This is a genomic window from Eubacterium sp. 3_1_31, assembly GCF_964249515.1.
GTDB classification, from domain to species: Bacteria; Bacillota_I; Bacilli_A; order Erysipelotrichales; family Erysipelotrichaceae; genus Longicatena; species Longicatena caecimuris.
In genome coordinates, this window is sequence record NZ_CAXUBY010000004.1 from 43,089 (window position 1) to 58,876 (window position 15,788).

13 protein-coding genes are annotated in these 15,788 nt (G+C 37.3%); 5 read left to right on the forward strand and 8 right to left on the reverse strand.

Annotated features, from left to right (window positions below):
• Window positions 1-29: 29 nt before the first annotated feature.
• Window positions 30-1,508, forward strand: coding sequence for a stage IV sporulation protein A (spoIVA, locus tag ACESSZ_RS02680; protein ID WP_008688471.1), 1,479 nt, complete (start codon window positions 30-32; stop codon window positions 1,506-1,508).
• Window positions 1,509-1,607: 99 nt separating this feature from the next.
• Window positions 1,608-1,892 (forward strand): HU family DNA-binding protein, encoded by a 285-nt coding sequence (locus ACESSZ_RS02685; protein ID WP_008688472.1) that lies wholly within the window; start codon window positions 1,608-1,610, stop codon window positions 1,890-1,892.
• A 1,021-nt stretch (window positions 1,893-2,913) separates the two neighbouring features.
• On the opposite strand, the gene ACESSZ_RS02690 is transcribed toward ACESSZ_RS02685, so the two are convergent.
• The gene (locus tag ACESSZ_RS02690) at window positions 2,914-3,654 is read right to left on the reverse strand and encodes a type 1 glutamine amidotransferase (RefSeq protein ID WP_331866862.1); all 741 of its coding nucleotides are present in this window, start codon (window positions 3,652-3,654) and stop codon (window positions 2,914-2,916) included.
• Entirely contained in the window at window positions 3,651-4,964 is a 1,314-nt protein-coding gene (locus tag ACESSZ_RS02695; protein ID WP_117547582.1) for a Mur ligase family protein, read from the reverse strand. Before ACESSZ_RS02695 ends, ACESSZ_RS02690 begins: the two co-directional genes overlap by 4 nt.
• Before the next feature lie 277 nt (window positions 4,965-5,241).
• Between ACESSZ_RS02695 and ACESSZ_RS02700 the strand changes: the two genes are divergently transcribed.
• From ACESSZ_RS02700 to purB, 3 genes are all read left to right on the forward strand, one after another.
• Complete coding sequence (locus ACESSZ_RS02700; RefSeq protein ID WP_008688476.1) at window positions 5,242-5,925, forward strand: phosphoribosylaminoimidazolesuccinocarboxamide synthase; 684 nt, start codon at window positions 5,242-5,244, stop codon at window positions 5,923-5,925.
• Between the two features lie 233 nt (window positions 5,926-6,158).
• Entirely contained in the window at window positions 6,159-6,866 is a 708-nt protein-coding gene (gene purC / locus ACESSZ_RS02705; protein ID WP_270372523.1) for a phosphoribosylaminoimidazolesuccinocarboxamide synthase, read from the forward strand.
• Window positions 6,867-6,902: 36 nt separating this feature from the next.
• Complete coding sequence (gene purB, locus ACESSZ_RS02710) at window positions 6,903-8,333, forward strand: adenylosuccinate lyase (protein WP_331866863.1); 1,431 nt, start codon at window positions 6,903-6,905, stop codon at window positions 8,331-8,333.
• A gap of 294 nt (window positions 8,334-8,627) precedes the next feature.
• Here purB and pyrG read toward each other — a convergent pair whose 3' ends face one another.
• The 6 genes from pyrG to ACESSZ_RS02740 form a co-directional block, all read right to left on the reverse strand.
• On the reverse strand, window positions 8,628-10,241 hold the full coding sequence (gene pyrG, locus ACESSZ_RS02715) for a CTP synthase (RefSeq protein WP_132223285.1): 1,614 nt from the start codon (window positions 10,239-10,241) through the stop codon (window positions 8,628-8,630).
• Window positions 10,242-10,257: 16 nt separating this feature from the next.
• Entirely contained in the window at window positions 10,258-10,836 is a 579-nt protein-coding gene (locus tag ACESSZ_RS02720) for an ANTAR domain-containing response regulator (protein ID WP_331866864.1), read from the reverse strand.
• A gap of 387 nt (window positions 10,837-11,223) precedes the next feature.
• Window positions 11,224-12,507 (reverse strand): adenylosuccinate synthase, encoded by a 1,284-nt coding sequence (locus tag ACESSZ_RS02725; RefSeq protein WP_132223291.1) that lies wholly within the window; start codon window positions 12,505-12,507, stop codon window positions 11,224-11,226.
• Window positions 12,508-12,713: 206 nt separating this feature from the next.
• The gene (locus ACESSZ_RS02730) at window positions 12,714-13,547 is read right to left on the reverse strand and encodes an Mrp/NBP35 family ATP-binding protein (protein WP_132223293.1); all 834 of its coding nucleotides are present in this window, start codon (window positions 13,545-13,547) and stop codon (window positions 12,714-12,716) included.
• 21 nt (window positions 13,548-13,568) lie between these two features.
• Window positions 13,569-14,759: a phosphopentomutase gene (locus tag ACESSZ_RS02735; RefSeq protein ID WP_132223296.1), complete on the reverse strand. Its 1,191-nt coding sequence runs from the start codon at window positions 14,757-14,759 to the stop codon at window positions 13,569-13,571.
• Window positions 14,746-15,657, reverse strand: a complete 912-nt coding sequence (locus tag ACESSZ_RS02740; protein WP_270372533.1) for a tyrosine recombinase — start codon at window positions 15,655-15,657, stop codon at window positions 14,746-14,748. The genes ACESSZ_RS02735 and ACESSZ_RS02740 overlap by 14 nt, the downstream gene beginning before the upstream one ends.
• Window positions 15,658-15,788: the final 131 nt, after the last annotated feature.

A 15,788-nucleotide genomic window follows, 5' to 3' on the forward strand; every position in this document is an offset into this window, starting at 1 on the left:
AGTTTAGAATGACTAAGGGAGGACAAACTATGGATACCACAGAGATTTTAAAAAATATAGCTCAGCGATGCGGTGGTGATATATACTTAGGAATCGTCGGTCCTGTACGCGTTGGTAAATCAACGTTTATCAAAGAATTTATGGAAAAAGCCGTCATTCCATACGTACATGATGAATATGAAAAAGCCCGAATGATCGATGAACTGCCACAAGCTGGTGTTGGAAAGACGATCATGACCACAGAGCCAAAATTCGTTCCAAACAATGCCGCTACAATTGAATTTGATGATGGTTTTACGGTTAATGTACGTCTTGTCGACTGTGTTGGCTATGTTATACCAGAAGCAAAAGGATATAAGGATGAAGATGGCATTCGTATGGTAAGAACACCATGGAATGATGAACCAGTACCGTTTAACGAAGCTGCTAAGACAGGAACGCAAAAAGTAATTCAAGATCATTCTACCATTGGCATTGTAATTACAACAGATGGAACGATATCTGATTTATCCAGAGAGGCTTATATAGAAGCAGAGGCTGAAGTCATTGAGGAACTGCAAGCTATTGGAAAGCCATTTATTGTTATTGTAAATAGTGTAGACACAGCTTCTCCAACATGTAAAGCTGTTGTTGAAAAACTACAAGAGAAATATCAAGTTCCAGTATTAGCCGTTGCTGTGAATCATATGAGTGAAGCGGACATTCAGTATATTTTAAGAGAAGCTCTTTATGAATTTCCTGTATCGGAAATTAATATAAATATGCCGCAATGGATTGCTGTGTTGAATGATGAACATTGGTTGAAAAAAAGTTTTCAGGATACCATAGAAGAAAGCATGTCCAGTGTCGAAAAGCTACGTGAAGTAGAGAGTATCACGGACATATTAGATACGAATGATAATATTGAATCAAGCAATATTGCGACCATTGATACTGGGCAGGGAATAGTGAATGTTGATATCACTATAAAATCTGGTTTGTACAATGAAATACTAAAAGAGATTATTGGTAAGGATATTAAAGATAAAGCGGAGCTTATATCCCTAATGCAAGACTATAGTAAAGCAAAAAGGGAATATGATGCTGTAAGCAGTGCCCTGAAAATGGTTAAACAAACAGGATATGGTTTTGCTAGTGCATCCTTACAGGATATCGCTTTAAGTAAACCAGAAATTGTTAAGCAGGGGAGCCGCTATGGTGTGAAGCTAAAAGCTGTCGCTCCAAGCATCCATATGATCAAAGTGGATGTTGAAAGCACTTTTGAGCCAATCATTGGTTCAAAGGAACAAAGTGAGGAGCTAATTCGCTATTTACTTCGTGATGAAGGTAAGAATGATGAAACTATCTGGGATAGTGATATTTTTGGTAGAAAGCTTTCCGATCTAATTCGCGATGGATTGAATGCAAAACTTTCAATGATACCGGAAGCAGCAAGAGCTAGGCTTCAAGATATCTTGACAAAACTCGTTAATAAAGGAAAAGGAAATGTGATTGCTATCGTGTTATAACGATATAATTAGTTATAACTTTATTTGAATAATTAACGAAATATATTGAAAAAAAAGCCTTCAAATGGTATCATATATCTATGTTGGAGGTAATTAGACATGAGTGAAATCTTAAATAAAAAAGCATTGGTTGAAGTCGTAGCTGAAAAGCTGGAAATGACAAAAAAAGATGCAACAGTTGCTGTTGATACAGTATTTGAAGAAATTACAAAAACACTGGCAGACGGCGGAAAAGTTGATTTATCTGGATTCGGTAAATTCGAAGTAGCTGAGCGTCCAGCTCGTATGGGTATCAATCCTGCTACAAAAGAACCATTACCAATCGCTGCATCAAAAGCTCCTAAATTTAAAGCTGCTAAAGCTCTGAAGGATGCTGTAAAATAACAATGTTTAATAAAAGGGATGTTCTTTATCAATAGAATACCCCTTTTTATTTCACAGTAGAGTAGGTTAGTTGATTCATGTTATAGTTACTTATATTACTTTTAACTTATTAAATTGTTTTGTGTACTACCTGTGCTCTTATAATAAGCATAAGCGATTATAAGTATTACGAATTCGTTTTTTGTTTATTCCTTGAATTTTATTCTAATTATATTTATCCTAATAGAGATGTAGTAGTAATTAAAAAGAATGTAGGTATCTTGAGCTATACATATTACTTCGCATAATGTGTATTATGTTGTTAAATAATATAAAAATATAAGGTTTATAAAACAATTAGTAATACTTAGCTCTTAATTATTACTATATACACACTTCATATGATATTGTTTCTTCCAGCATTTCGTTTGTTGATCCTTTACACATTACTTTCTTATATTATATTTTTGTCATATAAATAGCTATTAATTCCTATAGCAAGTAGTATTCCTTATGATATATTACATTATCTATTTCATGTATCTTGCTTCTATTGACTTTCTTCATATATTCTTTATTTTTAGCACGCTCTAATTTGCAACGAAAGCATGCTAAACGTATCTATGCTTTGCTTGTTGCATAAAATCGGATAGTATACTACCTCTGATTGCTATGTGTGCTTATTAAGGCGATTCATAGCATTATTCCTACATGTGATTAGGTGTTTTAAACTACATCATAGTATGTACATGATAAATTCATCATCTGCAATTTATTTGTCAAACAATAATATAATTATAGACATATTATTAACACATAAATTCAATGCCAAGTTTATATGTTTATAATTCGTTTGTTGCATCCTGCTATAATTCTTTCAAAGAACATATCGTATTTCAATGGCCCGTTTTATAATAAATATAATTATCTTATTATCATTCTCACCTCTTGTACCCTATACAATATGTGAAATAATTAACAAATAAATATCGTAATAAAAAAAGGATGATATTCATCACCCTGATCAAATGTTCTTATGCTCTTAAATAGCGTGTAGTCGTTTTAACATTTGATTTTTCGCTTTATTTTCTAAAGAATCATCCAATGGCAATAGGTCTGAAAACTTCAAATCCGGATATTCTTTTGTTAAGCTCTTATAAATTACAAAATCAGCAATTTTGGGGTTTTTAGGAAATAAAGGGCCATGCATATATGTACCAAGCACCTTACCGTTATAGAAACCCTCTATTTTATCTTCAAAATTGTTTCCATAGCCAGCTATGACTTTGCCAAATGGAGTTGCTATATTTCTCGTTTGCCCACCATGGTTTTCAAAGCCGACTGCCATGAATTCTTCACCATCTAAATTACACTGAATAGCAATATTGCCAATACAACGTTTTCCATTATCGCCGCTTTCAGTATAATAATCGAAGAATTTCAAACCTTCAATTTTTTCATTATTGGCATCGATATAATACTGACCAAATAACTGATATCCACCACATACAAGGAAAATGAAAGTATTGCTATCCATAGCTTTTTGAATGTTATTTTTACGGGCAAGTAAATCATCAATCAGCATATGCTGTTCTTTATCTGCTCCCCCACCTAGAAACATCAGATGAAATTTGCTTAAATCTTTCTTTTCACCAATGGCACAAGTGTCAATCTCAATATCGATACCGCGATCTTTACAACGTTTCGTAAGTACCATCATATTCCCTTTATCTCCATAAAGATCCATGATATCGTGATACATCCAGCATACCTTTAATTTCATTTTTCATTCCTCCTTAGCAGCTTGCGAACCGGCTGCAAGGCCGTATACGTAGCAATGGCATACATAGTGGTATCTGCATTCTTTAGACTTGCGACTGCCTTTTCCAGATTTTCTTCCACTTCAATGCGTTCTTTATAACCTGCATACTTTAATCTTAATGCCATATCGTAACAACGTGTACCGCTGCAGATGATATGAACGGTTTTTTCGTTTACTAATTTTTCAAAAAATGTATCATAAATCCAGGATACATCGGTGCCATCCTGCGCATGATCATTTAATACCAGTAAAACTGTTTTATCATCCTGATCTTCTTCTATGACTTTCATGACTTCATTGGCACCTGTAGGATTTTTCACAAGATTCAATACACATTTTTGACCATGAAAGTTAAATTCTTCATTACGCCCGTCAGGAACATCCATGGTTTCAAACGTTTTAGCTGCATACTGCATATCAATGTGGAAGAAATCTGCCACGCATAAAACAGCCATACAATTGTACATGGTATATAAACCACCTTGTGGTGCATGAAATTCCATATCTTTCCAAGTGAATTGGCGATCACGAATGCTTTTCACGCTACCTATGACATCTGTAGCAGGTGTTTCATAGTCCTTATTCTCACAATGGTATTCACCGATATGAGAATACTGGTAAAAGTCATAAATCAGCTTACCACCACAACGTGGACAGAATTTACCTTCACTTGCCTCTTTGTTAACGGTTTTGCTTTCCTCACATCGCTCCATGGCAAAGTATCGTGCATCTGCTTGCACAGCAGCATCTTTTAAACGAACAACATTGGGATCATTGGCATTCAAGATCAAGGTACCATCAAAATCATGGATTGCTTCTTCTACTTTTTGGATTAATTGCTCCATCTCCCTTGCCCTATCCAATTGATCACGAAAGAAATTAGTTACCACTAATGCGGTGACAGGCAGACTTTTAATAATATAAGGGATATTTAATTCGTCAACCTCTAATACGATATAATCGGCAGGCACTACACCAGATAGACTTGCCGCTTTCAACAAACAAGTCGTAATACCGGCACGCATATTATCACCTTTACGATTGGTAACCACTTGTTTATGAGCCGTTTCAAACATGGAAGCAATTAGATTGCTTGTAGATGTCTTGCCATTGGTTCCTGTTACTAAAATGATGGGGCATGAGATTTTCAGCTCTTTTAAGATGTTAGCATCAACCTTCAGTGCCAATTGTCCAGGCAGAGAACCTCCGCGATGAACCAAACTTAGCAGAAAGGATGCAAGCTTATTCAGCAGTATTGCGAGATACTTCATATAATTCCTCCTTGATTGCTAGAAGTGTATTGTAAAATTCACTTCCTTATTATACCTTGAAATGTTTAAAAACGCTACGTTCTTCATAGAATTTATGGGATTTCTTCTTTTATTATATAACTGCCCTTAGAAATTATGTGAAAGCCTTTTAAAAATAAGAATATTTTCGGTAAAAGAGCAAAAAAAATTAAAAAATTGAAGAAATTGTAAAATTTAAGTGGTAATTATGCTGAGAAATGCTATAATAATTTCGTCATTAAGGAATATGGAGGACACTATGGAAAAAATCTACGTAGGTAAAACAAAAGATGTTTACAAATTAGACAACGGTAACGTATTGTTGAAGTTTAAAGATGACTGTACTGGAAAAGATGGCGTTTTTGATCCAGGCGAAAATGCAGTTGGCTTAACAATCGAAGGTATTGGTAAAGCAAATCTGGAAACTTCAATCCACTTCTTTGAAATCTTAAAAGATGCTGGCATCAAAACACATTACGTAAGTGCTAATGTAGAAGATGCAACGATGGAAGTCCTGCCTGCTACCGTATTTGGTAAAGGCTTGGAAGTTATCTGCCGTCTGGTAGCAACCGGTAGTTTCATTCGCCGTTATGGTGATTATATTGAAGATGGAACACCTCTTCCTGGCGGATATGTAGAAACAACATTGAAAGATGATGCCAAAGGTGATCCGCTGATTACCAGTGAAGGTCTGGCTGCTTTAGGAATCATGAGCGAAGAAATGTTCGCAAGCATGAAAGAACAGACTTTAAAAATTACGGAAATTGTAGCTGCAGACTTGAAGAAAAAAGGTCTTGACCTGTATGATATCAAGTTTGAATTTGGTTACAACAATGATGAAGTGATTCTGATTGATGAAATTGCATCCGGAAACATGCGTGTTTACAAAGATGGTAAGATCGTTGATCCAGTTGATCTGACATCAATTATTTTAGGTAAATAATGCAATGAAGCATTCTCATGCACGTAATAAGTGTGAGAATGCTTTTTTAAACGGTTACATTACAATATCAGCACAAGAAAGATTGACATGAAAAATCCCCTGCCCTATAATTGTAAGGTAAAAAAAGCAATACATTTTTTAACTTGGTTTACATAGGTATTCATGTTCGATATATGCTATAGAAAAGATATTTATTTATGTGATATCTGTATATGGAAAGGAAATGAACAACAATGAAAGAGTGCACATTACTTTACGAAGGAAAAGCAAAGAAAGTTTTTACCACAGAAGATGCTGATGCTGTTATTGTAGATTATAAAGATAATGCAACAGCATTTAATGGTTTAAAAAAAGGTACGATTCAAGGAAAAGGAAGCATGAATAATCGCATAACAAATTTTTTGTTTCAGAAGTTGGAAGAGCAAGGAATTCCAACCCATCTGATCAAGGAATTAGATGATCGCAAGACCTTGGTGAAAAAAGTGGATATCATCCCTTTAGAGGTCATCGTACGTAATAAGGTGGCTGGTAGTTTTGCGAAGCGTTTAGGCATGGAAGAAGGCACGGAAATCAAGAGCCCGATCTTAGAATTCAGTTATAAAAATGATGAGCTTGGTGATCCTATGATCAACAGCTATATGGCAATTGCTATTGGTATTGCAACACGTGAAGAAATCGATACTATTACTGATATGGCATTTAAAATCAACAACACATTAAAGGATATCTTTGCGAAAGCCGATATCAAATTGATTGATTTTAAAATAGAATTTGGTAAATTTCATGATACTATTGTATTAGCGGATGAAATTTCCCCAGATACATGCAGATTATGGGATATGCATAGTCATGAACATTTAGATAAGGACCGTTTCCGCCGTGATTTAGGAAATGTGGAAGATGCCTATCAGGAAGTATGTAAACGTCTGCATATCGCTTAAAAAATCACTTAAATAGATGAATGGAAAGGAGCTTATATGTACGATCGATATGAAAGCCCGCTGGGACAGCGCTATGCTAGCAAAGAGATGCAGCAAATATTCTCACAGGATAAGAAATTTAAAACATGGCGTAAGCTATGGATTGCTTTAGCGGAAAGCGAAAAAGAATTAGGATTGGATATCACCCAGGAACAATTGGATGAATTGATTGAGAATAAAGATACTATCAACTATGAAGTGGCGAAAGAACGTGAAAGAATCGTACGCCATGATGTGATGAGCCATGTGTATGCATATGGTGTACAATGCCCAAAAGCCAAAGGTATCATCCATTTAGGTGCGACTAGCTGCTATGTTGGTGACAATACAGATCTCATCCTCATGTATGAAGCATTAGAGCTGGTAAAAAACAAAATTGTGAACGTCTTGGCGGAATTAAAAAAATTTGCATTGACCTACAAAGATCTTCCGGTTTTAGCATTCACCCACTTTCAGCCAGCCCAACCAACCACACTTGGTAAACGTGCTGCCATTTGGGCACAGGATCTACAGTTGGATTATGAAGAAATTTGCTATTTACTAGAGCATAAAAAACTTTTAGGCTGTAAAGGTACAACCGGTACACAAGCAAGCTTTATGGAATTGTTTGACAATGACAACGAAAAGGTTAAGGAACTGGACAAACGTATCGCAAAAAAAATGGGTTATACAGATTGTTATCCGGTATCTACCCAGACCTATTCACGTAAGATTGATTCTCGTATACTTCAGGCATTAAGTAATATTGCCCAAAGTGCACATAAGTTTTCAAATGATATTCGCCTTTTACAGCATTTAAAAGAAGTGGAAGAACCATTTGAAAAGGGACAGATCGGTTCCAGTGCTATGGCTTATAAGCGCAATCCTATGCGCAGTGAACGAATGGCTTCTTTAGCTAATTATGTCATCTCGGATGCATTAAATCCGGCATTAACTGCCGCAACGCAATGGTTTGAAAGAACCTTGGATGATTCAGCTAATAAACGCATCAGTATTCCGGAAGGCTTTCTTGCTGTAGATGGTATTCTTGATCTTTATTTGAATATTACGGATGGCTTAGTTGTTTATCCAAAAGTCATTCATGCACATTTAATGAAGGAACTCCCTTTCATGGCTACCGAAACTATATTGATGGATGCGGTAAAAGCCGGCGGAGATCGTCAGGAGCTGCATGAACGCATTCGTATTCATTCTATGGAGGCTGGTAAAGCGGTGAAAGAAGAAGGAAAGGAAAACGATTTGCTTGCACGTATAGCTGAGGATGAAATGTTCCCTATGCATATGGAACAGCTAGAAGCTATCATGGATCCACAGAATTTTGTTGGTCGTGCGCCACAGCAAACGGAAGAATATTTCCATGACTTCATTGACCCTATTCTAGCCAATGAAAAAAACGCACTGGGAATACATGCTGATATTCAAGTATAAAAAGCGATAAGCATTGCTATGTATAAGAAAGACTGTACGACACGCAGTCTTTTTCTTTTACGTTAAAGCGAATCGGTTTTTGCTTATTTGCAAGAAAAAATTATAGGAGTAGGAAGATGGTGGTTACCAATAACGTTTATTTTGCATAACATATACCATCTTCCCTTTCTACTAAAAATACGACACACCCATAAGTAGGACTGTGTCGTTTTATAAAGAATTATCATAGAATATCATAAAAAAGCATATAAAGCACTTTTTATGGTTTATCCAATACATAAAGATACTGCTTTGTTATTCGTAATCCTTCTTATCCAATTGTTTTGCATATTTAATAAAGTCTATAAATAAAGGATGTGCACGATGTGGGCGGCTTTTAAATTCCGGATGATATTGTACGCCTATATAAAAATCATTGGCAGAATACTCAATAGCTTCGACTAATGCATCATCAGGTGATACCCCACTGATACACATGCCATGTTCTTCAAAAGATGCGCGATAGGCATTGTTAAATTCAAAGCGATGACGATGTCGTTCTGCGATATGATTTTTTTGATAGGCTCTCTCTAGTTGCGTTCCTTTTTTAATGGTACTAGGATACGCCCCTAAACGCATTGTTCCACCTTTTGAAAGCAGTTCTCTTTGTTCTTGCATATAGTGGATGATTGGATGCTGACAGTCATTATCAAACTCTGCAGAATTGGCATCCTTAAGTTGTAATACACTGCGGGCAAAAGCAATAGCAGCAATCTGCATCCCTAAACAAATCCCTAAATAAGGAATGTTATGGATACGGGCATAATTGGCAGCAACGATCTTCCCTTCTATGCCTCTATTACCAAACCCTCCAGGTATTAATATACCATGACAGCCGCTTAATTTTTCAGCTACGCTTTCCTCTGTTAATTCTTCTGAATCTATCCAGCGGATTTGAATGTGAACTTTGTTTTTTAAACCGGCATGATGAAGTGCTTCAACAACGGATAAATAAGCATCATGGAGCTTCACATATTTTCCTATCAAGGCAATTGTTACTTCTTCCTGAATACTGGAAAAAACTTCACTTAATTCTTCCCATTGATGTAAATCAGCTGATGGTAACGAATAGTTAAAATGTTTCAGCACAATCTCATCTAATCCATTTTTTTGTAACATCGAAGGTACCTCATACAATGAGCGCATCGTTCGATTTTCAATGACACATTCCTTAGGTACGTTGCAAAATAATGATAACTTTTCTTTAATCGTATCTTCTAATGGTTCATTGACTCTCGCAATCAAAATATCCGGTGAGATACCATACGATTGCAGTTCTTTTACCGAATGCTGTGTTGGCTTTGATTTATGCTCTTGGCTGCTTTGTATATAAGGGATAAGCGTCACATGAATGTACAAACAGTTTTGACGTCCCTGTTCAAGCGCAACTTGACGAATCGCTTCAAGAAATGGCTGGCTCTCAATATCCCCGGTAGTTCCACCGATTTCGCATAATAAAATATCTGCTTGCGTTTTCTTCTGGGCCATATAAATATAACTTTTAATCTCATTGGTAATATGGGGAATAACTTGAACGGTTTGACCAAGATAATCTCCCCGACGCTCTTTTTGTAAGACATTCCAATAGATCTTCCCAGTTGTTACGTTGGAATAGCAGTTTAAATCTTCATCAATAAAACGCTCATAATGACCTAAATCCAAATCGGTTTCACTGCCATCCTCGGTCACAAAGACCTCGCCATGTTGATAAGGGCTCATGGTTCCCGGATCTACATTGACATAGGGGTCCATTTTCATCGCTGAGATTTTCAGCCCTCTTGCTTTTAATAGTCTTCCTAAAGATGCTGCGGTGATGCCTTTTCCCAAGCCGGATACAACACCACCGGTAATAAAGATAAATTTACACATAGATATATATCCTTTCTCATTCGGTTTTATTTTCATATTTTCGTATCACCGCTTTTGCTAGCTGTAAGCGTGTGAGTCGCGCATTCATTGCTTTTTTCTCTAAATATTTGTGTGCTTGTTGCTCATTCATATGTTCATGTTCTAACAACAGGCACTTTGCTTGCTGGATAACCTTGGTTTCCTGCAGACGTTGTTTCCATAGCTGTTCATCTTTTTGATGTTGTTTTTGTTTGCGTTGAGTAAGTATGGCAAATTTTAAAAGCTGAAACAGCGTATGTTGATGTATTGGTTTTCCAACGGTCATGATACCGGCTTTCTGCATGCGATCATCAATACTTTTTAATTTCTCATGATGTACCAGCAATAAGATACTGGCATTGCTTTTCACATTCATATCCAACACCAGACGATAATCTGCTTCATCTGGAAGCGGATAGTTTATGATAATGAAATCATAGGCAGCTGTTATAAAAAGACGGCGAGCGTGCGCTGCATGGGTGCTGATCGTGATACTGAGGTCATCTTCACATGCTAAAAATTCGCGTATGCATTCAGTTGTCTTTTTACTGCCAGATATAATCAATACACGAATCATAGATCATCACCTCTTTTAATCGTATCAAGTTATTGTTTGTGTGTTTTCATTTTGATAGTTTTTACATTTAGTTTTAATGCACAAATCCTTGTTTGCAGTAGACCGATAGCCTTATTCGTATATATATCGATTCATAGTTAGTATGGTGTAGAACAAGAGCTAGAATACTATCTAAGCGTGTATTATGCAATCACAGGTTGTATGTTCCCATGCTTAAAATTCGCAGTTGTCTAATCATGAAATGTTATTAGAAGTTCTAACACTTCCCTTACAAGTCGCTATTTCTTTCTGGTTATGAAATTAAAAAGGGCGTTAAAGGAAGTGAAACATCTAGTTTCATCCTTTGAACGCCTTTGTTCAATACTTATTTTATAATATATATAAAGATTACTTTAACATTTCATGAACGATGATATTACTATTACGCTCTGGTCCAACAGATATCATAGAGATTTTTGTATGGCACAATTCTTCAATGCGACGCAAATAAATTTTGGCATTCTCAGGAAGCTCATCATAATGGGATATGTTTGCGATATCCTCATTCCATCCATCGAATATTTCATAAATTGGTTTTGCTTTTTGCAAGTCTTCAATATTGCTTGGGATGTAATCATAGCGCTGTCCATCAATCTCATAGGCAACACACATTTTGATTTTATCAAACCCGCTTAAAATATCTAACTTCGTAATCACAAGGTCGGTTAATCCATTGATCATTGCGGCATGTCGTACAACATTGACATCCAGCCAACCACAGCGGCGTGGACGTCCGGTCGTAGCACCATATTCCCCACCTTTTTCACGCAGTGTATCGCCTTCCTCATCAAATAATTCACATGGGAAAGGTCCTTCTCCAACACGCGTAGAATATGCTTTGGCAATTCCGATGATCACATCCAACTTCTGCGGTGCAACACCAGCACCTGTACATACACCGGCACTTGTAGGTGAACTGCTTGTCACATACGGATAGTTGCCATAATTGATATCTAGCATTGCCGCTTGGGCACCTTCAAATAGCACCTGTTTGCTTGTGTCTAATGCTTCATTAACTAGCAACTGCGCATTGACGATACGCGGCAATAGTTTTTCTCTGATCTGGGCAAATTGCTGCACCATGTCTTCATATACGAATCCTTCATCCTGATAAACTTGATGAAAGAGGATGTTTTTCATTTCTAAAGCACGTTTCAATTTCTTTTTAAACTGTTCAAAGTCTTTTAGATCTCCCATTCGCAAGCCGATGCGAGAATACTTATCAGCATAGCATGGACCAATGCCACGTTTTGTTGTACCGATTTTTGCTTCCTGCAATTGAGCTTCCTGCAAACTATCTAAACGCACATGATATGGCATAATGATATGGGAACAATCAGAAATCTTGACATGTTCCGTAGGCAGACCTTTTTCCTCTAATGCCTTAATTTCTTCCAAAAAGACAAAAGGGTCAACAACAACACCTGGTCCAATGATACACAACGCTTTTTGTAAAACGCCACTTGGCAACAAATGGAGAACTACCTTATCATCATTGACAACAACTGTGTGTCCGGCATTGTTACCACCTTGAAAACGAACAACATAATCCATATGGGAACCTAAATAATCGACGACTTTTCCTTTTCCTTCATCGCCCCACTGTGTTCCTACAACAACATAACCTGGCATAAAAATTCCTCCTTGCGGGTTTTTAAAGCCCAGTTGTTAAGACTTATAAAAAATCCTTTACTAATATAGCACAATCTATGGTAAATGAAAATATTTTTTTCATGAAAATAAATGGGAATTGTTACATTTAGATAGATTTAGCAGTATCACATAAGTGAGTAATCTTGCAAAAGGCACTAAAAAAAGGCATTTTATGCCCTTTTTCGTTATTTCATGCACGCTTCCAATTTATCAACAGCAGGTGCAATTAATTTCTGTACTTCTTTTACTGTTTCCGGGGTGAAGTCATCATCTTTATAAATCTGTGAAATGGCATCCATCATTGGTAATTCAGCCCATAATTCAACATCATTGTTCTGTAAGAATTCATCTGTATTCTTATGTGCAAATATTTCAATATGGCGACCACAATCCGGACAAACGACATAGCTCATGTTTTCGATGATACCCAAAACCGGCACCTTTACTTCCTTACACATATTAATGGCTTTCGATACGATCATTGATACCATAGGTTGTGGTGTAGATACCATCACAATGCCATTCACCGGCATATTTTGTAAAACAGTCAATGCGACATCACCAGTTCCCGGTGGCATATCGATCAGCAGATAATCCAATTCTTCCCAAACGACATCTGTCCAAAACTGACGAACAGCATTTCCAACGATGGGACCTCGCCATACAACCGGTTGATTTTCATCATCCATCAAAAAGTTCAAAGACATTACTTTAATACCATCTTTATCAATGACAGGTTCAATAGCATCGTTTGTGCCATATGCCTTTTCATGTTCCAAGCCTAAAAGTCTTGGGATACTTGGCCCAGTGATATCGGCATCCATGATACCGACCTGATAGCCTCTTTGACGCAGCTCTTTTGCTAATAAAACGCTCATTGAGCTTTTACCTACGCCACCTTTTCCACTCATCACGCCAATGACGTGTTTAATTTTGTTGCGGGCATTGTTCTGGATACCACAGGTATCTTCACTCTTCCCACAGGTCCCTTTACTAGGACAGCTACTGCAATTACTCATGTTCTCTACTCCTTTACTTATTTATTTCCATAAAGCCAGCATACTTGTTCCAATCGTATTCTCTGGCATCTCAATTGCAAAATTTTCCGCAATGCTGGCACCGATATCCGCAAAGCTATCGCGCAATGCTAATAAGCCATGTCCTTGCATAGATGGACTATAGGCAAGCATTGGCACCATTTCTTTGGTATGATCACTGCCTTTATAGGTAGGATCATTTCCATGATCAGCGCTGATAATTAATAAATCATCTTCCTTTAGCTGTTTTAAGACGATGCCGAGTTTTTCATCAAAGCGCTCTAGCTCTTCTCCATAGCCAACAGGGTTACGGCGATGCCCCCACAAAGCATCAAAATCAACAAGATTTACAAAACATAAGCCTTGGAAGTCCTTTTTCATGATATCGATTGTCTGCTCCATACCATGCACACTGCTTTTTGATTTATACGCTTCACTGATGCCTTCGCCTACAAAGATGTCATTGATCTTACCAACACTGATAACATCATACCCATGCTCTTGTAAGGCATTTAATACCGTTTTCCCATATGGTTTTAAGGCATAGTCATGACGATTTGCCGTACGCTTGAATTCGCCTTTTTTCTTGCCGATATATGGACGGGCTATAACACGTCCTACCTTCCATTCCGGTTTCATGGTCAACTCTCTGGCGATTTCACAACAGCGATATAATTCGTCTAAACCGAATGTTTCCTCGTTACCGCAAATTTGCAAGACACTATCTGCGGAAGTATAGACAATCATATCACCGGTGGCAATTTCGTGTTCGCCCAGCTCATCTAAAATTTCGGTACCACTTGCTGCTTTATTCCCGACAATCTTATGTCCGGTGCGTTTGCTCAGCTCATCGAGCAGCTCCTTAGGAAAGCCACTATCTGTAAATGTTTGAAATGGTGTGTCGATATATAACCCCATCATTTCCCAATGACCGGTCATCGTATCCTTACCGACACTGCGCTCGATCATTTTGGTATGATATCCCATAGGTTCTTGTACGCTTGCTACATGCTGCATAGGATGCAGATTGGCAAGTCCTAGTTTTGCTAAATTTGGGATATGGAAATTTTCCATATGCATAGCAATATGACCTAAGGTATCACATCCTTCATCGCCATATGCCTTGGCATTAGGGGCAGCCCCAACACCAAGGGAATCTACAACGATGGTGAATACACGTTTATATGTTTTCATGGTCGTCTTCCTCCTTTGATCTTGGATGAAAAGATGCATAAGCATCTTGTAATCGTTTGTTTTGAATATGGGTGTAAATTTGTGTCGTAGCGATATCCGCATGTCCCAGCAACTCCTGTACAACGCGAAGATCAGCACCACCATCTAAAAGATGTGTGGCAAAGCTATGACGAAAGCTATGTGCGGATAAACGTTCATCTAAGCCAAGTGCTGTAAGTTTGCTTTTGATCAGGTTATGTACATATTGTCTTGAAACATTCTGTCCTCGTGAGTTAAGAAACACAAAAGGACTTCGCTGTTTCACCCATTGTGGGCGAACGAATTCTAAATACTGTTGCAACGCATGTACGCTGCGCTGATGCATAGGCACCATCCGCTCTTTTTCTCCTTTACCAAGCACTTTGAGAAAGCCCTGCTCTAAATGTGTCATATTTAAACGCAAATGCGTCAGCTCACTTACTCGCAAGCCACAGCCATAAAGCACTTCTAATAAAGCCTTATGGAATATGTCCATATCACTGTCTTGAAAGCTATCTAATAAGCGTTCAATATCCGCCACATGAAAATAGGTCGGTAATTTCTTTGCGGTTTTGGAAGAGCGTATGTGTAAGGTTGCATCGGGAATTTTAGGATATGTCATCGTCAAATAGCGATGAAACATGCGCAATGAAGTAATCATATGATTGACACTGCTTGTTTTTTTCTTTACTTTTTGTTCTTTGAGAAAACCTTGCAGATCCATGTAGGTTACATCTTCAATAGCCGTAAATCCATGTGCGTCTAAAAAAGCGAGGTATTCCTTTAGATCATTACGATAGGATGCCACGGTTGCTAAGGACTTATTCTCTACGACTTGTATATAATGAAGATAATCTTCAAATGCATCAGTTATCTGCATAATCTCACCATATGATATTATAGCACAGTTTTTATCTTTTTGGTATGGATAGGCTTATATCCTTACTACATGCAGAAACACTTCAATATCCTATCTTTTAACCGTAAAAAAGAAATATATACGTGACAATC